Here is a 21443-nt window from a genome sequence, read left to right on the forward strand (position 1 = left end):
GCCAAAGTTGGCGTTCTGATGCAACAGATCACTTTTAACTTGCCAGGTCCGCTCTCTGCACCTTCAAACCTACTTATGAAGCGCCTTCCTGACTGCCGGAGCCACTTTGTCGCCAAGTAATTCAATGGACTTCATCAATACATCGTGGGCGGGCGCGCCTACGTCGGTGTGGAGCAGGAAGCGGGTAAGTCCGAACATTTCCTGCTGCTGTAAAATCTTGTCGGTAACCTGGTTGGGATCACCTACAAACAAGGCACCGTTGCTGCTGCGACCGCCTTCAAACTGCTGGCGCGTGTAAGGCGACCAGCCGCGGCTTCTTCCCACACGGTCCATTTGCGCGGCATATCCCGGATAGTAAAGGTCGGCCAGTGCGCCGCCATTCTCCCCTACCAGGCCGTGCGAATGCGTCGCGAGCTGCATCTTGGCGGGATCGTGACCTGCATTGATATACTCTGTTTTATATAATTCAAAAAACGGTTGAAACTGGGCAGGCTGGCCGCCTATGATCGCGATGATCAATGGAAATCCAAGCCGGGCCGCACGAACGACTGACTGCGGCGTACCACCCACGGCGATCCAGATATCCAGCTTTCCATTGGAAGGCCGCGGCAGTACCTGCTGCTTGTCAAGCGACGCGCGGTATTTGCCTTTCCAGCTAATAGTTTCTGTTTCATTGATCTGTTTCAGCAGGTCCAGCTTTTCAGTGAACAGACCGTTGTAATCATTGAGGTCGTACCCGAAAAGCGGGAATGATTCAATAAAGCTTCCCCTGCCGACGGTGATTTCGGCGCGGCCATTGGAAAGCAGGTCTACGGTGGAAAAGTTTTGGTAAACACGCACGGGATCGTTGGAGCTGAGTACCGTCACCGAGCTGGTCAGTTTGATACGCTTGGTAACTGACGCGGCAGCAGCCAGGATAATCTCCGGGGCTGACACGGCAAAGTCGGGCCGGTGGTGCTCTCCTATCCCGAATACATCCAGTCCGACCTGGTCTGCCAGCTTGACTTCTTCCAGCATATCCCGCAGGCGCTGCTGCGATGATTGAAACGACTGTCCGGCCTGATTATAAGCCAGATCCCCGAACATGCTTATTCCTATTTCCATGATATTGTTCCTCTTTTGAATCGTGTAACAGTTTACATAAAGAAAAGGCGATCTCGGCAGTATAAAGTTCATTGTGGAGTTGTAAATAGGATAACAGCAGGACAAGTAAAAAACGAGCTGATTGAAATTTATAAGGAGAAAGAAAAATCCAGTGAGTACCAGAAATACGATTATCGTAATTTACTCGCCGATTCACATTGAACCCGAAACATGCGGCCCTATATCTTTGGTCAGAAATGGCTGCTCGGCTTTGCGCTTGCGCTCATTTACATTCCCTTGCGGACTTACATAAACGTTCCGCCCGAACGCTGGCACACCATACCCGGTAACCTGCCGCTTTTCGGGATTGAAATCATTATCAGCACCATTTTTTATACCAGCTGGATTTATGTGGTCGACTGGTTCCTCGAAAAGCTCGCTGTCCTGACCGGCACCGCCGAGTCACCCGAATTCAAGCTTTCCAATCAGCTGATCACGCTCGTTCCTGCTGTTTTGATGGCAATCCTTTTCAATTCCATTCTAAGATATACCTGGGGCCTGATGGACAACCTGTGGAGCCAGCCTCAACAACCTTTTCTCGACCATATCAACTGGCAACGTATCAGGGCATTTCACAGGCGCTCCAACGAGGCACTGACCATTCTCGCACTGATCGCGGCTTACTATCTCTGTGTCAACAACCAGGTGCAGGAAAAACTTAAAAAGCTGCTTGTAGACTCTGAAAAGCAAGAAAAGGAGAATTTACATGCACGTTTTATCGCATTAAAAAACCAGATCAGCCCGCATTTTTTATTTAATAACCTCAGTGTACTCTCTTCGCTGGTGGAATCCCGTCCTGAAAAATCGAGCGAATTTATCCAGCAGTTGTCGCTCGCTTACCGGTACATTCTGGAACAAGCCGAGCTGCATCAGATCAGTCTGAAAGAAGAGGTCGCATTCCTGGAAACGTACACTTACCTGCTGCGCATGCGGTTTAAGGAAAAAATCATTATCGATGCGGACTTATCCCCGGCAGATCTGGAACGCTATTCCATTATCCCGCTCACTTTGCAGCTTCTGATTGAAAATGCCGTGAAACACAATACAATGTCCGTGAGTAACCCGCTGCGGATAAATATTGGCATCGAAGGCGGAATGCTGGTGGTGAGTAATCCATTGCAGCTCAGACAACTGACCGAACCCACCACCGGACTGGGCTTGAAGAATATTATCAACAGGTACAAGCTGCTGCTGGACAAAGATGTTATTATCGACAAAAGCAGCAGCCACTTCGTTGTTAAAATCCCGCTGATACCATGAAAGTGCTGATTGTTGAGGATGAAGAACTGAGTGCCGAAAGATTGCGTAATCTTATCGCGGGCATTGCTCCGTCCATTCACGTCCTGGCGATCATACCGTCCGTTTTGGATACCATCGCTTATCTGCAAAATGAATCCAATGCGCAGCCCGACCTGATCTTCCTCGACATTCACCTGGAAGACGATAATGGTTTCAGGATCATCGAAAGTCTGGACCTGATGATCCCCATCATTTTCACGACGGCATTTGATAAATACATGCAAAAAGCTTTCAAAGCACATAGCATTGATTACCTTCTTAAACCGATCAACCCGCTTGATTTACAAGCTTCTTTGCTGAAATTTAAAAAGCTGCATGCATTGCAACAAGAAAAAGCTGATCACGATACAAGCACGGCCAGCTTGCTGAGCGAGAAGTACAAAGACCGGTTTCTGGCAACAGCCGGCCCCCGCATTTTTACATTTAAAACTTCGGAGATTGCCTATTTCGTCATTGAAGAACGTGCCACTTTTCTGAGGCTTTATGACGGCCGGCATTTTGCGGTTGAATATAGCCTGGAAAGATTGTCGCAGTTGCTTAATCCGGCCGACTTCTTCCGCATCAACCGGACGCTGCTTATTTCCGTCAATGCGATCCGCGACATCCACATGATCTCGGCGGGCAAGCTGAAACTCGATCTCAATCCCGCCACTTCACAGGATGTTTTTGTCAGTTCCGAGCGCATTACCGACTTCAAAAATTGGCTTGGCCGCTAGTGCCTAGCCAGCTTCTGCAAGAGAAAACCCGCCTTTAAGTCCCCAAAACCTGCCTTCGGAGAATTAGAATTTCAAAAGAATGTATGTTTTTGAAAATTGGGTTTAAACAAATCCTTTTTCTGATGTCTGTGGTCAAATTCAGTGCGCACAAGAAATTTCATTTGCTTCAGTGTAAAACCAATTGCTGGGAAAGTACTCCCGAACACCTTTCACATTACCGCATTATTTACGTGCTTTCCGGCGAGGGCCAGTTTGTTCTCGACGGCCGCATTCATTCCTATTTACCAGCCGGTATCATCGCGCTGAAACCCGGACAGCAGCCCGTTTTTGACGAAAATAAAGGCACTGAGATCTTTGTATTTGCATTTGACAGCTACCTGGCAACAGACTTCCACACCAAAAAGGCTGTGGACGCAGACTTTGCAGATACGTACAAACACGCAGAGAACTTTTGTAATAACAGCAGACTTACACCCGGAAAACCGCTGAGGAATGTGAGAGACAGCGAGACGATCCATTACCTTGTAAACCAAATTGCATTTGAAATAACCCAGCGCCAATCCTCTCACATCCGGTTGATCAAAGGTAGTATGGACCTGATCGTGACCATTTTGGCAAGAAACAATTTCGAAGTCAAAAGAACAGAAGAGAAATCAACGGAGCAGGTACTTACCGACAGGATCGTGGAATATCTTCGGTGTGAGCTGAACCAGAACAAGACGATCCGCGTGCCGGAGCTGCTGTTCAAATTCAATATATCCGAAGAGGCAGCGAACCTGTATATTCTTAACCGAACAGGAATGTCGCTACGTAATTTCATTTTCAAATACAAATCAGATCTTTTCAAAAGCCGGCTCCTGAAAGTAGATGTAATGGAGCTCTCCCCTTACCTGCGGCCGCACTGACTACCGGCGCTCCACGCAGGACCGGAACAGATCATAGTAGCGTCTTACCATCCTTTCCCAGCTGAAATTTGCCTCGGTATATAGTCTAAATGCATCCTGATTCGGCTTAGCCGGTCCTGACTGAATTACTTCGTTCAGCCGCTCCGCCCAGGCAGCAGCATTGCCCGAAGGAAGCAGGTACCCGTTTTTACCATCTTGAATTGCATCGGGGATACCGTCGATATCAGCTGCAAAAACCGGAGCCCCGGCGATTGCGGCTTCCAGGCAAACCAGTCCGAAACCTTCCATATCGCCTTCAACTTTGATGTTTGGCATAATGAAAGCAGCCGATGCAGCAAGAATGGCTTGTACGTGATCCGTCGGGAGCTTTCCAAGATGCTTAACCTTCGCATTCAATGCGGGGTCGCTGAGCACTTCGCGAAGCGGGGCATTGTCGGTTGGAAAACCGAGGAACAATGTGATTTTCCGCGAAACACTTTTCGGTAAAAACGAAAGCAGCTTTTCGGGCGTGGTCGGTTCGGGCTGGTAGGCGCCGATCAGAAGGAGCAGAAATTCACCTTGCAGGCGGGGAACCACATTTTTGATAAACCACGACATACCCTTCCGCTTCACAGGCCTGCCCAATGCTACCAGTATCCGCTGCCCGCGATAGTTGATCCCGTGTTCAGCCAGCAATCCGGAAATGGTAACTTCGGTGCGAGAATGCGGGATCTGCGTATCCACTCCATTTGGAATAACAACCAGCTTTTCTGCATGAATGCCAAGTGACACAGCCGCTTTTGCGGTAGCATTGCTTACAGCAATGAGCTTATCAAACCTGTTGAACCGGGGGAGAATGTTTTTGTGGTAAATCGCACTAGGAAAAACGACGTCGAGGCCGTGGAGGGTAGCTGTTCGTTTCAGGTGAGTGTACCCTTCGTGCCGCACGCAAAAAGCAGCCAGCAGGCCGTCGTTAAAATGGATAAGCTTGATTCCGGGGTTTTTCGCGCAGGTTTCAATGATCCTTTTTTTTAACAGAATAAAAAAGCGGATGATACTTTCATTTCCGTCAAAAACGATTTTATGCACTTTGCAATACCGCTCCATTCCGGTGATCAGCTCGTAGCTTTGCTTTTCCATTCCACCCACAGCCGGCGGATATTTATGACTTACGAAGAGGATTTCCATTGAATTCAGGAGGATATGCGTTTGTTCCTGGCAAATACCGCGTAAAACAATGCGCCCATTAAAATCCAGAAAAGCTGGCGCGTGCGGCGGAGTGCAGATACCGACAGCCACAACGATGCACTCGAAATGCCGATAACACTCAGCATCAGTTTATTGCCTAGTTCTTCCACACCAATCTGTCCGGGCACGAATGCGCCGGCAGACTTCACGATCACTACGCCCATATCCAGCAAAAGTCCGTGCATGAGCGTCACATCGTATCCGAGCAGTTTCAAAATAATGTAAAATTCAACCGAGCCGATCAGCCAGTGGAGCAGGAATGCGGCAAATGCGAGCAGCAGCTCTTTGGGGTGCGTGCTTGCGAAGCGGTTAAGCTCGATGCGGATCTCGCGTATTTTGCTGTTGATCTTCACCAGCCTTCCCGCACCAGCCGCCAGTGGCCCCAGCCCGGCCGCCCTTTTTACCCACCAGAAACAACCGGTGGCAAACAGCACCAGTGCAACAATGATGAGTGCGACATACACCGGCGCTATCAACACCATATCCTGACTGCTTACCAGCCAGAGCATCGCCACTACAAGCAGCACCAGCTGGCTGAGGATCATCAGAAACCGGTACATGACCACCGAAGTAAGTGCAGTTTGCTGATCAATCGCGTAAGGTTTCAAGAGGAAAACCTTAAACATATCGCCTCCCGCAACACTGGCGGGATTGAACATACCGACGGTTTCACTGATATGCCTGACTACAAATATCCGGAAATGCGAAATCCGGCGGCGTGATTCGCCCAGGCAATACCACCATCCCACAGCGCCACACCAGTAAGCGACGAATGTACTGAACAAAACCAGCAGAAAGCCGGAACCAGCTGTTTGCAGTGCCCCGGATACTTCGGCCAGGTCGGTGTTCCGGATAAACTGGAACAGCAGCACCGAGATACTTAGCACCAGGACGGTCTTGATAATACGTATATATGCAGGGTTAATCTTCAAACTGGATCTTTTCCGTAGGTTGGGCCAAAGCAATGAGATCGCTAAAATAAACCCTGGCGAGTTCATCCCAATCATAGCTGCGGCTGTATTCGATCGCATTTTCGCTTAATCTTGATCGCAATGCAGGGTTTTCAATCACTTCCCTGATTTTTTCGACGTAGCAAAAAGCATCGTAGGGCGCGCATTTAAAGCCGTTTTCACCTTCTGCAATGAAATCCCTGCTTCCGCCGCCGTCTGCAACTACCGGCACCAGGCCAGAAGCCATCGCTTCCAGGACCACATTCCCGAAAGTTTCAGATACAGATGGAAACACGAAAACGGTCGCAGAAGCGTACAACACAGATAGCTGAGTGTGATCCAGCTGGCCGGGAAAGATCGCGTCAGGCATTCTGGCTTCACAATCCTTTCTGGCCACACCGTCGCCGGCAACGATGAAATTGCATGGTACAAGCTCCGCTTTCAGCAGATTGTAGATGTCGATCAGCGTTTCCAGGTTTTTTTCCCAAACCAGCCGGCTTGCAAAAAGTACAGTGGGCAGGTCATTGCCGGTCAGCTTGCGAAGGTATTGTTCGTCTTTTTTCCCGGGCGAGAACAGGCTTGTGTCCATTCCCCGTTTCCAGATCTTCATATTATGCGACGCCATTCCGCTCTCCACCAGCTCTTTGGCAATACTTGTTGAAGGAATGTAAACTTTATCACAACTTCCGTAAAACCGGTTCTGCCATTTCCTGACGCGGTTTTCAACAGGTTTGATCAAAAATGGCAGGTATTTGAAATAGTAGGAAATGTAGCTGATAAAATGGGTATGATAAATGCTGGTGACAGGGAGCCTGTTTTCTTTTGCATAACTCAAACCAAAATGCCCCAGAAAAGAAGGTGTTGCGATGTGTACAAGATCCGGCTTAAATGCATCGAGGCGCGCACGCGTTTCCGTCGCTGCGAAAGCAGGCATTCCGATCACATAATTGCTGTTGAACGGAATGGGTAACGAGGGAATGCGGACACAATCAAAACCTTTGACCTGCTCAGGTCCGCTTGCGCAGATAAACAAAAATTCAAACTGCCCGGGATCAATGCGGTTGAAAAGCTGGAACATTGTACGCGCTGCCCCGTCAAAATCGGCAACGAGGATCTCAGCGAAAAAGGCAACTCTCACTTTTCTCATGGTGGCTATGATCTGCTAAAATAGCTTGTGCAGGTTTCCTGAATGTGAACTTGCTGTTAACAATTATTCCCAACGCAAATTTTGTTCCTAATGATTCAGCTCCCGCATTCAAAATGCAGGATGTAACCATTATGCTTGAAATATCCGCATTAAATAATGATAAGGTAATATTCCGGATGCATCCTGTTCACATGCCCGGACTAATTTCGGAGATCATTAAAACGCACGGAATGATCAAGTTCAAGTCCAAAAAACGCCAGCAAAACCGCACTGTCTGGCTCCTGCTCCTGCTGCCTGCACTCTGGGCGAACACAGTTACCCGCGAAATACCCGACTTCAATAACACCCAGGCCGCCGCGAAAGACACTTCCTCCTCAGGCAGCTTCACCGTGATCAGCTATAATATCGCAGGCTTGCCCCAGCTCATTTCCAGCGCAGCGACCGACCGGGACCCCAGTATCCGCGAAATCGGCGCTCGTCTCAACCGGTTTGATATCGCGCACGTTCAGGAGGATTTCAATTACAACCGCACTTTGTACAGCCGCAACAACCACCCTTTCCGCAGTGTGAGTAAAGGCAAGATCCCATTTGGCGACGGGCTGAATACGCTGTCCCGGTTTCCTGTCAGGAACCTGCAAAGGATCAAATGGGAAGATTGTACCGGCGCCGATTGCCTCACGCCGAAAGGATTTACTTTCAGCAGGGTTGAAATCGCACGGGCCGTTTTCATAGATTTTTACAATGTACACGCCAATGCATATAACCATCCCGCCGCAGCCAGGGCGCGCCGCAGGAACATCGCTCAACTTGCACGGTATATCCGGCAACATTCAGAAGGGAATGCGGTCATTCTGATGGGCGATTTGAATGGACGTTACAGCTATAACCTGGATAATATTTCGGTTTTACAAAGCGAGCTCGGTTTGCAGGATGTATGGGTTGAAAGTAAAAACGACGGAAATGTACCTCAGCCGCTCGCCGCGATTCCGGCCAAAGACATACTCTCTATTGACCATGATACCGAAACGATTGACAAGATCCTTTACCGCGGCAGTACTGCGGTGCACATGGAAACAACAGACTACCAGTTTGAGAAGCGCCTGTTTTCCACACCGGAAGGTACCCCCCTTTCCGATCACCACCCGGTAACCGCCCGGTTTTCCTGGCGCGTGCAAACACAGTTACCTGCTGTACTTGCCGCAAATGCAACAGGTAAAAATCACGCACGATGAACTGAGTATCAGGACTTACATTATCCTTTAAACCAACACATTAAAATGAGATTAAAAGCGAATTAAATTTATTTGCTACTATTTAATCCATCGCCAAAGCTGCGTCGTAGATGGTTTTAAAACCATTTTCATTTTACTCGAACAGCTTATGAAGATTCTCAACAATTCATCCCGGCGCGCAATCGCCGCTGCTTCCCTCAGCCTCCTCTTTCTCTCTTCCTGCGAGGATCACCGTGTTCCACCAACAGAACAAACGTTGCCTGACCGGGTATTTTACGCATTATCAGACAACAACCAGCTGCACGAGATCAATGTCAGAAGTACCTCTTCGCCTTTGCGGTCATTTAATGTGACCGGTCTGGCGAGCGGCGACAAACTGGCGGGAATCGATTTTCGTCCGGCGACCGGGCAGCTTTACGCGATCGGTACGTCGAGCGTTTTGTATCATGTGAATGTAAAAACGGGCGATCAGGAAGGCAAAGCAACAATTGTTGATACACTTGCAACTGCATTGAGCGGGTCGAGCATTGGTTTTGATTTTAACCCGACTGTTGATAAAATCCGTGTGGTTACCAATACCGGCCAGAACCTGCGGTTGAACCCTGAAACAGGCGCAATCCTCGCAGGCGATTCCCCATTGAACCCGGGTAGTCCGAAAGTGGGCGCAGTAGCTTACACCAACAGCCGGGCCGGCGTAACAGCGGCTCCGGGCGGCGCGGGCACTACCCTTTACGACATTGATGCAGAAGCCAATATGCTTTACATTCAAAATCCTCCTAACCCCGGTGCATTGGTACCTGTTGGCCCGCTGGGATTGGATATCAGCGAAGTTGGCGGTTTTGATATTTCTCCCGACATGTCCGAAGCAGACCGTTATCCGATTGCTTCCGTGAAATTCGAAAACAAATGGGAGCTGGATTATGTGGATTTAAAAACGGGCAAACTGCAGAAGCTGGGCGATTTGCCTGCCGGTGTAAATATTGTTGGTATTGCAATTCCGGCTATGCCGGTAGCCTACGCATTGGATAATGCCAACAACCTGAAAATCTTCAACCCGACGAATGGAAATGAATACGGTACCAAGGCGATTTCCGGCCTGAACGGTGTGATGCTGCAGGGAATCGATATCCGCCCGATGAATGGAAGACTGTATGCGCTTGGCGGAAACAGCAAGCTATACGGAATTGATCTGGGAAGCGGCGCAGCTACCGAGCTGGCCATGCTTAAAGATGGAAGCAATAATCCGGTTATGCTCAGCGGAACCCAGTTTGGCGTGGATTTCAATCCTGTGGCTGACAGACTCCGCGTGGTAAGCGACAATGGACAAAATCTGCGGATCAATGTGGAGAGCAGTTTGACGCTTGTTGATGGCGCATTGAAGCTGGACAACGCTACGCCTTTTGTTACCGCAGTAGCTTATACCAACAGCTATCCTGGCGTAACAGCAGCCACAGCCGGCACAACGCTGTTTGATATCGACAGCCAAAAAGATATGATCTACAAACAAAATCCGCCAAATGACGGAATCCTGATGGACGGAAAGCCACTCGGCATGGATGCTGGTTCCAGCATTGGATTTGACATCGGAAACTTCACAGGAATGGGCTATGCCATTTTCACCGTAGGAGGTACCACCAGTTTTTACACAGTAAACCCCGCAACCGGCGCTACGCAGTTGAAATATGCTTTTAGCAATCCGGTAAAAGGACTTGCAACAGGTTTTGGCTTGTAAATTTCGGTTTTAAAGCAAACAGGCGGCCTGAGCATTCGGGCCGCCTGTTTTTTTATACTATGCTCAAACTGCAATCCGAATGGCGCAGCCCGCAAGATTCTCTTATTTCTTTAAAGACTTGATATACAAGATCACAGACTCAATATCAGTATCCGACAGCACACCTACAAACGAGGGCATTTCTTCATTATATCCTTTCACAATGCGCTTTGAAGGTGTCAGAATGGATTCGCGGATATACTTTTCGTCGGCGATCACTTTGCTTCCATCGTCGAAGATCCTTTCAGATTTGTACAGGTTCTGAAACGGCGGCCCGTACATTCCATCAGTCCGCAGCCCTTCCGAGTGGCAGCCAGCACAAGCCATTTTCTGAAACACTTCCTTCCCCTTTGCAGCTGACGCTACTTCTGCTTTCGCGGGTTCCGCAGCCGCTTTTTGCGTGGTTAACAAAGCCAGGTCTACATTGGAAAATCCGTATTTCTTAAAATCTACGTCGCTCGTGTGGTTTAAGGTGAAATAGAAATGATCGTTCATTTTTCTGCCGTCTGCTGCTAGCAGCTTGTAGCCTACTTCCATTTGCATGATGTCGGTCATGCCGGGTACAAGCAGCAGAATGTGCTTTTTATCCGGGGAAAGATACGCGCCGGCCACCGCCATTGTCTCTTCACCTACACTGCCGTCAAGCTTGAAATGCCCAGATCCGTACTCTTCGGTGCGCTGGTAGTTGTACCTTTTGATTTCATAATTACCAACATTAGTAGCTGCCGCCGATTCCAGAGGAGAATCAAATCCGATGACAATACCCTGGGTACCTGCGCGAAAATGGTTGGGCAGATAGCTTGGCTTGCCTGTGTACCGCAGCCTCAGCAGGGAACTGATCCCGGTCGAGCTCGACCCCCACAAGTTGAAACCCGTGATATAAAGCTGCTCATCGGCCGGGTTCATCGCGCCTTTCGAGGTAGGTGCGGGATAATTGGCATTGATAAACGAAACGCCCCCCTGAACTACCTTCGATGCACTGTCGATCAGAACACGGAAAAGTCCCGGCTGGCCGAATGAGAAGTGGATAAGACTCCCATTGAGCGGCCCCATCTTCTTGCCCGTGATCCACGCCTGGCCAAGGCTCGACCTGTCGACACTGTGAGGTATCCACGTCAGAGGCGGCGTGATCTGCGGATTATCTGTACGGTGCATGGTTGGCTGTACGCCGAAATAATCGCCTTTTTTGACGAGATAAATGGGTGATGACGGAACAAAGTTGCCCTGCTGGTCTGTGGCGGTTAATACACCTGTTTCAGGATTAAAGCCAAGATACGGGCCACGCAAGCCGGTGGCGATCACTTCTGCATTTCTTCCGTCTGGTGAGATTTTCAGGATCGTCCCATTCTGGTCTGAACCTGCACGAAACCCTTTTCCTGTTACCGCTGTCATACCCGGACCGTTGCTGAGGCTACCTCCTTTGGCAATGTAAAAACTTCCGTCCGGCGCATAAACCATATCAGCCGCCCACTCGCGCGACTCAGCCGATTGCGACATCACGTTGGAGAAATTCTCATAAAAATCAGCATTGCCGTCTTTGTTCAGATCGTGCAGCTTCACAATTCCTTCCCTGCCGAAAACGTAAATGGAATCTTTCACCACTTCGATGCTCATCGGCTCATGAAAACCGGATGCAAAGCGCCTCCACCTGATATTCTGCAAAGGCTTGTCAATACCTTCCACAGTCCACACGTCGCCTTCGAAGGTTACCACTGCGGCGCGACCGTCTTTAAAAAAGGCGATATCCGCAATGCGGACATTGCGTTTCCAGGGATTTGTCAGGGGCAATGTGAGCTGGTCTGTCACGAATGCGGCTGTGTCAGGCGCCAGTTTTCCGCGGGTAGTGACCACCTGCGGCCACAATGCAGGTCCGCCTGTTTTAAAGTCGGGCATGGCAGCCGGCTTGGTTTTGCAGAACTTCTCAAACGCGCCCATTTTCGATACAGGGCCTTTCCAGATCGCAATACTTACTTCACCCGGTTTTGCGCCGGCCGGTACTTTTACATTCAGGTACCTGTTTTCAACAGCAGCCGGTTCCCAGCCCGACTTCCCTTTTCCCATAATTGCCACAGCCGTAACAGTATCTTTTGCCTGGCTGTTAAACAAATAGGTGATGTTGCCTTTCTTCTGCACACCCGCAGCATTCGGCACTTCGGCCAATGTCAGGTAAAGATCTTTGTCTGCATTACTCACCTGGAATGTGCGCGTAAATGCGGTACCGCCTTCAAACCGTGCACTTGCCGGCAGCTCGTAAATCGATGCATTGCCAACCGAATAGCTCAGAACTGCTTTTTTGCCAAAAACATACACACCACCCCACCGGCCTTTCGAAGCCGGAAGCGCCTTCCACGTAGGTTCCGCATTCTCTTTTTCGCGGAAAGATGGTCCCGAGACAGACCAGCCTGCATAAAGTCCCGTCGCGATCTTAGGCGCGCCGGTAACCTTGCTGATCTTGTTGTTTTTGTTGAAAAAATCATTGTAGGAGATCTGCGCCATCAAAACCATCGGCAAAAACTTGCCTGTCCACGCCACAGACCAGCGCAGCAGATCGGTATCAAAGCACACATACGCACTGTCGCCGAGCTGCAATGCGAGTGTACGCGCGGCTTCATTGTCGGCCGGGAAAGAAGGCCCCATTTTACGGGCGTCCACCGATGTTGAAATATATGGGAAACCAGTCTCCACAAACGGATTAAGTTGAAGCGAGTCGGGGCGATCGGACTGGTTTTGCCAGTTGGTATGACCAGTGATCAGCACCGAAGCGGTTAGCAGCAGCAGCCCGGAAGCAACACTCCATTTACTGATCCGGGATTGAAAAGATTTAAACATTATGTTCAGGAATAAGAATATGTCCCAAAAGCCGTCAGGGATTTGAAAGTTACTTGAAGCAGTGGGTTAATTTAACCGACGAGTTCAAAACAAAGTACCCTTAAACCTGCCGATCCGATTAAATCTATATATTTGAACTAAACGCAACCTTATGTTTTCACAATCCAGTCTGCAAAGGGAACAAACTTCCTTCTCGACCGAGATACTGGCCGGCGTATCCTCTTTTCTGTCCACCGCCTATATTATTGTTGTAAATCCTTCTATACTAAGCCAGACCGGAATGCCGTTTTCGGCAGTGCTGACAGCCACCATTCTTGTTTCGTTTTTCAGCAGCATGATGATGGGGCTTTATGCCAATAACCCTATCCTGGTTGCGCCCGGAATGGGTCTGAATGCATTTTTTACATTCACGGCGGTATTTACCTACAAGCTTTCCTGGGAAGTTGCATTGGGAACCGTATTCTGGTCGGGAATCTTCTTTTTGCTGCTGTCCGTTTTCAATATCCGCTCCTATATCGTTAAGGCAATTCCTAAACCGTTGCGCTATGCAATTGCCTCAGGGATAGGCTTATTTATTACGTTGATCGGCTTTGCTAATGCAAAATTCATTGTCGCCAACCCGGCCACGATGATCAGCATTGGAAACCTGAATGCATCCACGCTCACTTTCATTGCAGGCTTGCTGATCACCGTGATCCTGCTGATACGGAATGTAAAAGGCAGTATCCTGATCGGTATTGTGCTCACCAGCCTGCTGGCCTGGCCGATCGGGCGCTGGTGGGGAGGGACTGAGCCGCTTGTTACCATTTCGGGGATTGTGTCACCACCTGATTTCAGCCTGCTTTTCCGCCTCGACCTGGTCAATTCGCTCAAATGGAGCCTTGCACCTGTGATCCTCGCGTTTGTTTTTACAGATATGTTCGACAGCCTGTCCACATTCGTGGGACTGGCAGAAGCTTCCGAGCTGCTTGACGAGAACGGGGAGCCGCGTAACATCCGTCGCTCGCTGATTGTCGACGCTTTTTCAACAACCCTGGCCGGACTTACCGGAAGCAGTCCCGGCACCGCCTACATTGAATCGGCTGTGGGCATTGAGCAGGGCGGCAAAACGGGACTTACGGCGATTGCGGGCGCACTGCTTTTCCTGCCATTTCTTTTCCTGTCGCCATTATTGAGCGCGGTACCTGCGATAGCTACTGCGCCGGCGCTGGTACTGGTGGGTGTTTTTATGATGAAGCCGGTTGTGAAGATCAACTGGACCCAGCTGCACGAGGCCTTCCCGGCTTTTCTGGCGATGGTACTTATTCCATTTACCTATTCCATTACGCAGGGGATTATCTGGGGCTTCCTGAGCTGGACTGCATTACATATAGCGACGGGCCGGGCAAGAGAAATCAGTCTGGCACTCATTATCATCGACTTATTCGCCATTCTTGCATTAATATTTTAATTGTTTTCATGAAAAAATCTTTGCTGCTTTTTGTTTTTTGTTTGTTTCAAATCAATGTTAATGCCCAGGAAACAATCGGGATTCTGGGGGCTTTCCCACCTGAACTGGTGCATTTACGTGCAAATCTTGTGAATGCAACAGACACGGTAATCCGGTCGGCCAGGTTCATTACCGGGCAGCTGCGCGGGAAGAATGTGGTACTTGCGCAAACCGGCGTGGGAAAAGTGAATGCGGCAATCACAACCACATTAATGCTTGAACATTTTAACCCAACACAACTGATATTTTCCGGAATCGCAGGTGCTGTGGATCCCACGCTCAGGCCAGGCGACATCGTGATCGGCACTGACATTACCTACCATGATTTCGGGGCGGTGAAAGATGATGCAATGGAATATTGGGCTACCAAAAACCCGCTCACAAACCTGGCCAATCCAGTCACTTTCAAATGCGATCCAGGATTGGTTGCAAAGGCGACGGAGGTCTCGAAAGGATTGACATTTCAGCAGATCCAACGAAAATCAGGAAACAGGATGCCCGCAGTAAAACAGGGCGTGATCGTCACAGGTGACGTTTTTGTCTCTTCAAAAAAAATAACGGACAGACTAATAAAAGATTTAAAAGCGGCAGCTACTGAAATGGAAGGCGCGGCTGTGGCACAAACCTGTTACCAGCAAAACGTTCCTTTTTTGATCATCAGGAGCATGAGCGACAATGCCAATGAGCATGCGAAAGACGATATGGGTAACTTTTACGATATCGCTGCCACCAATGCAGCTACACTGGTGATGGCGGTTGTGGGAGGGAACTAAAAAAACCCTGTTTAAAACAGGGTTTTAGTCTCTAAAATGCTTGCTATCAATCCTTTTTCGCTTCGGCTTTTGGTTTTCTATCCTTCGCTATGGTTGTTTTTCCATCCTGAATAGCTTTTTTATTGGTGCCCTGGCTTTGAGCGCCAGGCAACTTGGTTTTTCCGGTAGTACCGCCGTTTCCATCGTCACCGCCTGGTGTAGATCGGTCACCTGCTCCGGTTGCTCTGCCTGGCTGTGAGGCGCCGTCCGATTTCTGATGACCTGTCCCCCCGGCCGTCTTGCGATCGCCGGTTGTAGCGCTACGGCCTGTTCCCGGTGTGCTGTTGGATACGTCAGAAGTATCTCCCCCTGCCTTGGTTTTGGGGTTGGTTGAAATGGTTGTAGACTGTGCAAAGGCTATCCCTGACGCCGTCAGAAGGAAAAATGCCAGTGATAAGAATGTAGTTTTCATGATTTGCTGCAAGTTTTGCTGATGAAAACCACTTTACTAAATAACCATTCCAGCAAGCCTTATTCGACTATGATTTCACTGGGCGCGTCGCCCTTTTTTGCATTGGGAGGATATAGCAATCTGAGCTTTTTACCTTGTTCGTCTGCCTCTTCCAGCAGCTCAAAAGTGCGCCGCTCTCCTACCATCAGCAGCGCCTGGAACAAAATCCCGGCATAGGCGCTTTCCTTGCTGCCCGGGCCTTTTTCCTTTGCAAGATCATTGTAGTAACCAAACAGGTCTTTACCTTTTCCCATATTGTTCGTTTTACATTTCACTCCTCGTTTACAAAAATGTGTGCCCGGAGCCTTGTAACCGGCTTTGCTGCAACATTTAACAGTCCAAAGTAAGGAAGGTTGGCTACTTACTTATCAGCAGCCTTCAATGCGCGGCGGGACAGCAGCTCTGTTTTCATTTTATCAAATGTTTCAAAAGGCGCCTGTAATGCGAAGTAGTTGACAATGTGCGCGGGAATGAAACCGCCGGGATCTACCCGCAACGTGTATTCGAGCCTAACTTTTGCATTGCCCGTTGGCGTGATCGTCCACCTGCTTTCGGACTCCGTAATTCTCACCAACCCCTTCTTGACGGGCAGATGTCCGGGTACGGCGGGAGAATTGACAGTAACAACCTGCGATGAAAGGTCACGCCTGATGGTCATGTGGCTCACAAAATCACGGTTATAAAGGGGCCAGGGGAGGCTTACTTCGGTGTAGTAATAGAGCTCATCTTCCGAGATCTGCCTGATCAGATCGCAGCGTTTGGTGTGGCACATCCATTTGCCGGTGGCGGGAATATCTTTCAGCAAACTCAGCACTTCTGCCATCGTTGCGTGCATGGTGCATTCTGCTTTGAGAGCTTTGATCCTGGAACCAGGTACCGCGCGACTGTAAACCCTGACGTCCCCGCGGCTGGCAGCCAGGACCCATTCAGCCTGGCCCAGCACGGCGGTAAGTAAAAGATTTACAACCAGTAAGGTCAATATCAATTTTATCATGGCCCGGCCAAATTGGCAAGTGCATGCCGGCACCACAATGCGAACTTTTCAGATTGTAATAAAAGCTGTCCCAGTTGCACCATAATTCTTGTGAACTGAGAGCCAGGTACCCGAAAGATCAAGCTGTCCCTACCCTTTTTTCCCGGGTATATAAAATGAAACAGTTGTGCGGAGTGTTTCCGCGAGCGGACTTCCTTCTTTTAACGGGATAATGTAGGCCAGATCGGCATTGAAGTTTCGGAAAATGCGCGCGCCTGCACCGACCGTTATGATCTGCTGACCTGCTTTTTTCTGGTTTTCGCCATAATAGCCGCCGCGCAATGCGACTACATTCTTATACCAGTATTCTGCGCCGACAGAAAACATAATCTCCTGTATTTCCTCCTTGAAACCGCCCGGCGCATCCGAGAAAGACCTTAACGCACCTTTTAACACCGCCCCATTCTGTCCATTCTGGCTGGCTGTTGGCGTAGGCACCATCAGTTTGCTTAAATCGGCTACCAGATTGATACGGTGCTTGCCCGTGGCGGTATAAGAAAGTCCGCCACCGATGCGGAGTTTGGCAGGAAGAAAGTACTTGCCACTTGATCCGAAATCAATTTTGTTACCCAGATTGGATGCAATTACGCCGAGTGACCAGTTAAAATCTTCCCCGCTCTGACCGCCGGTCACCTGCTTATGGTAGTACGCACTGATATCCGCCGCAACGGATTGCCCCTTTTTGATGGTACCTGCATTCACATAAGCGTAACCTAAGTCAGAACTGATGTATTTCAATGTTGCTCCCATTGAAAAGTTTTTGCCGAGCTGCCGGGAGTAAGCTGCACTGATAGCGAGGTCTGCCAGCTGCTTCGTGTCACCATTGATGAGCCACGTTTCGTAATCAAAATACTGAACAGAAGCCGAGATTGCCTGCTTTTCACCTAACTTCTTATAGGCACTTGCATACCCGATCCAATAATCATCAACAAGAGCCGGTAACCATCGAAAAAAGGAGGCGGAAGCACCAAAATCGTTTGTTGCACTGGCGAGCTTGGCGGGATTGATATAGGTGGCATTTGCATCGGGGCTCAAAGCGACGCCGGCGTAGCCCATTCCGCTGATGCGGGCATCGGGTGCCACGCTCAGAATATCAGGCTGACCGTAAGGAATTCTGAGAAAGCCGGGAATCTGGGCTACTAATTCAGTGCAAAAAGGCACAAAAAGGCTGAGCAGAAGCAATCTTTTCATCATGGCAAGGATTGAAGTTGAAGGTTTGGTATAAGCGGTTACAAAAGCCGAACGTTTATCGGTCTGAATTATTACAACTAGTTTTACAGATTGTTACATTCTTTCCTTACTGTTTATCAGCGCGTTATAAAATGGCGCGTGGAAAATAATTCTGTTTCCCCGCACAATATTTTAGAAAAAACCGTAACGCTGAAATTGATCTTTGTCAACAAAGCTTTATCTTGACACTCCCAACGCAACCCTCTATAATCAATCTTGAAACCTGATAGCGCTCAGCTACTTGCGAATCAAACAGCAGGTATCCCAGTATGCCGAACCAACACTGCGGCTCAAAGAGCAGAAGTACCTATCACTGAGCAGGTTTCGGACTTCTTTTCTCAGTTATTTGACACATCCGACTGGCCGCCCCGCTGGTATTGCGGAGAATGGTCTGACTTCCACGGCTGGTTGTATATCGTTTCGGATGTAGGGATTTGGGCAGCTTACTTTGCCATTCCCATTCTGCTGCTTGCATTGCTTCGAAAAAGAAATGATATACCCTTTCACGGCGTGTTTTTACTATTTGTTGCATTCATTCTGCTTTGCGGACTCACGCATCTGGTCGACGCCTGGATTTTCTGGTGGCCTATATACCGGATTAGCGCGCTGCTGCGACTAGCTACGGCGATCGTATCCGTGATCACGGTTTACGCATTGTACAAAACCCTTCCCCGCGTCCTGAATCTGCGCTCGGTGGAAGAGTATGAAGAGGAAATTGAGAAACGCAAAATTGTGGAGGAAAAGCTGGCTGCGAGCGAATTTTTGCTTTCCGAAGCCGGCAGGATCAGCGAAGTGGGCGGCTGGGAAACAGACCTGGTAACTAAAAAACGGACGTGGTCGAAAACGATTTACGACATCCTTGAACTGCCCGAAGATTACCCGCTTAATGAGCTCAGCCTGTATAGTCACGTGGAGGAGTCCTATCGTCCGGATGCAAATGAGGCGGTAAATAAGGCGATTTCGCACGGGGTGGAATGGGACAAGGAACTGATCGCAACTACATTGACGGGAAAGTCGGTATGGGTAAGATCGACGGGCCGGCCGTTGTACGATGAAACCGGGAAGGTGACCAAGCTGCGCGGCATTTTCATGAATATCGACCGCTACAAACACGCAGAGCTGGCACTCAGCAAATCCCTGGAACTGACCAAGCGTAACAACGAGCAACTTAAAAATTTTACGCATATCCTGTCACACAATATCCGGAACCACGCCAGCAATATGGTGCTGCTTTCGACACTGATTGATACGGAAAAGCTGGATGAAGACAATACGCAGCTTTTTGAAAAAATGAAAGATGTATCCAATGGACTGAATGCGACATTGGAAGACCTGTCAAAGGCGATCAAGATCAAGGATAATGTGGTTCAAAGCGAGCGGCTGGACTTTCGGGTGGTAACGGAAAAAGTACTGAACATATTCAGTACCGACCTGAAAATGAACAATGCAGAGGTATTTCTCGAATTTCAGGAAGAAACTGTGCTTTTTCCCAGGGTATATCTCGAAAGTATCGTCACCAATCTGGTATCCAATACTGTTAAGTACAGAAATCCTGCTGAGCAACTGCGGATCACGCTTAAATCTTACAAGAACCGGCACGGAAAAATGGTGCTGGAATGCCGCGATAACGGGCTGGGCATAGACCTGGACCTGCACCGGAAGAAGATATTCGGACTTTATAAAACTTTTCACAATCACAAAGACGCACACGGAGTCGGGTTGTTTCTGGTTAAAACGCAGATTGAATCGCAGGGCGGACATATTGAGGTGGAGAGTACGCCTGGAATAGGAACAGCATTTAAATTGATTTTCAATGAACAAGGTTAACAGATTGTGGGTTGTTGACGATGACGAAATTTACAGGTTCGCTATCAAAATCATTATCAATCGTGCCTGCATTGCGGAGCAGACATTTTATTTTGATAACGGGCAGGTTGCCGTTGATGCTTTTGTTGAAAACCTCAGCGATCCCGGCCAGCTGCCGGATCTGATCCTCCTCGACCTTAATATGCCTGTACTGGACGGCTGGCAATTCCTTGATGCCGTGGGCAAGCTCCTTCCTTCCCTTTCGAAAAAAGTAAACATATTCCTGGTAAGCTCGTCCAATGATGAAGAAGACTTTCAAAGAGCAAGATCACTTCGAGAGGTGCACGATTTAATTGTTAAGCCATTAACAACCAAATCATTAAATGAAATTATGCTGCGCTTACAGGAAGGCCCGATTGCATGCTGAGACCGGCGCCTGTTTTCTGGGCACAACTGTTACCATAAGCTACTGAGAAGCAAAACTTTCAGCCAATACTTAGCAGCAATGCAGGTTTTCACAAAATTATGATATTTTTAAGATCAAAATTTTGATACTTATTATACCATTCTTACATTTGTAATGTTACTAATCACTGACATTCAACAAACTGTAAGATGAAAAGTATTCACATCAACAATAACCACCCGAGTACACTAACAAATATCCGGCACCACATGCTGGAGTACCTCCTGATCTTCTCCTGCGACGAGGTTACCAAAGCGCATATTGCCAGTGTAAAGCAATTTTTCGAACGCCGCTATGGCTGCCATTACGCAGCTAACCTTACTCCGCACCTGGCACTAATGCAATGCGTCATTCACCAAAGCAAAATAGACCGCGTGATCCAGGGCTGCCGGAAAATAGCCCAAACGACAGATCCATTTGAAATGGCATTGAGCGGCTTCAACAAATATGAGCACGGCACCATGTATATCGATGTGGAAGACCAGGTTTCACACCATATCCTGGGAATAGTGAAGAAGCTGAAAGCCGATATTGACAAACACATTCAACAGTGGTCCCCTGCCGAGCACGAGTACTGCTCCGACCCGCACTATACGATCGCGCGGAACATGAACAGTAAGCAGTTGGAACAAGCCTGGTTTGAATGGAAGTATCAAAAGTTTGTAGCCAGCTTTCCGGTTACAGAAATGCAGCTGCTGCGAAGGTCCCTTGTCAAAGGAGACAAATTCCAGATCGTAGAACGCTTTCCGCTCCAAGGCCTCACTCAGCCCACATTCGTGCAGGCCGCATTGTTTTAAGAATGGAAGAAAGGAGGAAAGGAGGAAGTTATGCGTATATACAGGAGCGGTATACGCGCAGACTAAAAGCCTCGCCAAAGTATATGCTCCCTTTGAATTTTTTGATAAATGTCAAAAAAAGAGCAGGCACTTATATTGAA

At 48.8% G+C, this 21443-nt stretch carries 19 protein-coding genes; 10 read left to right on the plus strand and 9 right to left on the minus strand.

Features of this window, described 5'->3' with window-relative positions; translation table 11 throughout:
- Nucleotides 1-69 precede the first annotated feature (69 nt).
- The gene (locus tag AC1XTG_RS18290) at nt 70-1104 is read right to left on the minus strand and encodes an LLM class flavin-dependent oxidoreductase (RefSeq protein ID WP_484842942.1); all 1035 of its coding nucleotides are present in this window, start codon (nt 1102-1104) and stop codon (nt 70-72) included.
- Between the two features lie 210 nt (nt 1105-1314).
- Between AC1XTG_RS18290 and AC1XTG_RS18295 the strand changes: the two genes are divergently transcribed.
- The 3 genes from AC1XTG_RS18295 to AC1XTG_RS18305 all read left to right on the plus strand — a co-directional run bounded on the left by AC1XTG_RS18295 (nt 1315) and on the right by AC1XTG_RS18305 (nt 4063).
- A complete protein-coding gene (locus AC1XTG_RS18295; RefSeq protein WP_484842943.1) occupies nt 1315-2403 on the plus strand; it encodes a sensor histidine kinase in 1089 nt (362 codons plus the stop codon).
- Nucleotides 2400-3158: a LytR/AlgR family response regulator transcription factor gene (locus AC1XTG_RS18300; RefSeq protein ID WP_484842944.1), complete on the plus strand. Its 759-nt coding sequence runs from the start codon at nt 2400-2402 to the stop codon at nt 3156-3158. The genes AC1XTG_RS18295 and AC1XTG_RS18300 overlap by 4 nt, the downstream gene beginning before the upstream one ends.
- Nucleotides 3159-3280: 122 nt before the next feature.
- Nucleotides 3281-4063 (plus strand): hypothetical protein, encoded by a 783-nt coding sequence (locus tag AC1XTG_RS18305; RefSeq protein ID WP_484842945.1) that lies wholly within the window; start codon nt 3281-3283, stop codon nt 4061-4063.
- Here the strand turns inward: AC1XTG_RS18305 and AC1XTG_RS18310 are convergent, their stop codons facing one another.
- From AC1XTG_RS18310 to AC1XTG_RS18320, 3 genes are read right to left on the minus strand one after another with little or no spacing between them, the layout of a single operon-like run.
- Nucleotides 4064-5230 carry a glycosyltransferase family 4 protein gene (locus tag AC1XTG_RS18310; RefSeq protein WP_484842946.1) on the minus strand — a complete coding sequence of 389 codons (1167 nt, stop codon included), beginning with the start codon at nt 5228-5230 and terminating at the stop codon, nt 4064-4066. It lies immediately after the preceding gene.
- Nucleotides 5231-5235: 5 nt separating this feature from the next.
- Complete coding sequence (locus AC1XTG_RS18315) at nt 5236-6222, minus strand: lysylphosphatidylglycerol synthase transmembrane domain-containing protein (RefSeq protein WP_056284814.1); 987 nt, start codon at nt 6220-6222, stop codon at nt 5236-5238.
- On the minus strand, nt 6212-7387 hold the full coding sequence (locus tag AC1XTG_RS18320) for a glycosyltransferase family 4 protein (protein WP_484842947.1): 1176 nt from the start codon (nt 7385-7387) through the stop codon (nt 6212-6214). The genes AC1XTG_RS18315 and AC1XTG_RS18320 overlap by 11 nt, the downstream gene beginning before the upstream one ends.
- Nucleotides 7388-7518: 131 nt before the next feature.
- Here AC1XTG_RS18320 and AC1XTG_RS18325 point away from each other — a divergent pair, with 131 nt between their 5' ends.
- Nucleotides 7519-8619: an endonuclease/exonuclease/phosphatase family protein gene (locus AC1XTG_RS18325; RefSeq protein ID WP_484842948.1), complete on the plus strand. Its 1101-nt coding sequence runs from the start codon at nt 7519-7521 to the stop codon at nt 8617-8619.
- A gap of 148 nt (nt 8620-8767) precedes the next feature.
- Nucleotides 8768-10351 carry a DUF4394 domain-containing protein gene (locus AC1XTG_RS18330; protein WP_484842949.1) on the plus strand — a complete coding sequence of 528 codons (1584 nt, stop codon included), beginning with the start codon at nt 8768-8770 and terminating at the stop codon, nt 10349-10351.
- Nucleotides 10352-10453: 102 nt separating this feature from the next.
- Here AC1XTG_RS18330 and AC1XTG_RS18335 read toward each other — a convergent pair whose 3' ends face one another.
- The gene (locus tag AC1XTG_RS18335; protein ID WP_484842950.1) at nt 10454-13219 is read right to left on the minus strand and encodes a DUF6797 domain-containing protein; all 2766 of its coding nucleotides are present in this window, start codon (nt 13217-13219) and stop codon (nt 10454-10456) included.
- A 151-nt stretch (nt 13220-13370) separates the two neighbouring features.
- Between AC1XTG_RS18335 and AC1XTG_RS18340 the strand changes: the two genes are divergently transcribed.
- The gene (locus AC1XTG_RS18340; RefSeq protein ID WP_484842951.1) at nt 13371-14669 is read left to right on the plus strand and encodes an NCS2 family permease; all 1299 of its coding nucleotides are present in this window, start codon (nt 13371-13373) and stop codon (nt 14667-14669) included.
- A gap of 8 nt (nt 14670-14677) precedes the next feature.
- The gene (locus AC1XTG_RS18345) at nt 14678-15481 is read left to right on the plus strand and encodes a 5'-methylthioadenosine/adenosylhomocysteine nucleosidase (RefSeq protein WP_484842952.1); all 804 of its coding nucleotides are present in this window, start codon (nt 14678-14680) and stop codon (nt 15479-15481) included.
- Nucleotides 15482-15527: 46 nt separating this feature from the next.
- On the opposite strand, the gene AC1XTG_RS18350 is transcribed toward AC1XTG_RS18345, so the two are convergent.
- The 4 genes from AC1XTG_RS18350 to porV all read right to left on the minus strand — a co-directional run bounded on the left by AC1XTG_RS18350 (nt 15528) and on the right by porV (nt 18198).
- Nucleotides 15528-15932 (minus strand): hypothetical protein, encoded by a 405-nt coding sequence (locus AC1XTG_RS18350; protein ID WP_056284832.1) that lies wholly within the window; start codon nt 15930-15932, stop codon nt 15528-15530.
- Nucleotides 15933-15991: 59 nt separating this feature from the next.
- The gene (locus tag AC1XTG_RS18355; RefSeq protein WP_056284835.1) at nt 15992-16225 is read right to left on the minus strand and encodes a hypothetical protein; all 234 of its coding nucleotides are present in this window, start codon (nt 16223-16225) and stop codon (nt 15992-15994) included.
- 107 nt (nt 16226-16332) lie between these two features.
- Nucleotides 16333-16965 carry an START domain-containing protein gene (locus AC1XTG_RS18360; protein WP_484842953.1) on the minus strand — a complete coding sequence of 211 codons (633 nt, stop codon included), beginning with the start codon at nt 16963-16965 and terminating at the stop codon, nt 16333-16335.
- Between the two features lie 129 nt (nt 16966-17094).
- A complete protein-coding gene (porV, locus tag AC1XTG_RS18365; protein WP_484842954.1) occupies nt 17095-18198 on the minus strand; it encodes a type IX secretion system outer membrane channel protein PorV in 1104 nt (367 codons plus the stop codon).
- 252 nt (nt 18199-18450) lie between these two features.
- Here porV and AC1XTG_RS18370 point away from each other — a divergent pair, with 252 nt between their 5' ends.
- From AC1XTG_RS18370 to AC1XTG_RS18380, 3 genes are all read left to right on the plus strand, one after another.
- A complete protein-coding gene (locus AC1XTG_RS18370; RefSeq protein WP_484842955.1) occupies nt 18451-20061 on the plus strand; it encodes a sensor histidine kinase in 1611 nt (536 codons plus the stop codon).
- A complete protein-coding gene (locus AC1XTG_RS18375; RefSeq protein WP_484842956.1) occupies nt 20048-20467 on the plus strand; it encodes a response regulator transcription factor in 420 nt (139 codons plus the stop codon). Before AC1XTG_RS18370 ends, AC1XTG_RS18375 begins: the two co-directional genes overlap by 14 nt.
- Before the next feature lie 188 nt (nt 20468-20655).
- Entirely contained in the window at nt 20656-21303 is a 648-nt protein-coding gene (locus AC1XTG_RS18380; protein ID WP_484842957.1) for a 2'-5' RNA ligase family protein, read from the plus strand.
- Nucleotides 21304-21443: the final 140 nt, after the last annotated feature.

The sequence above is a fragment of the Dyadobacter sp. HNCC25DJ183 genome, from assembly GCF_056895175.1.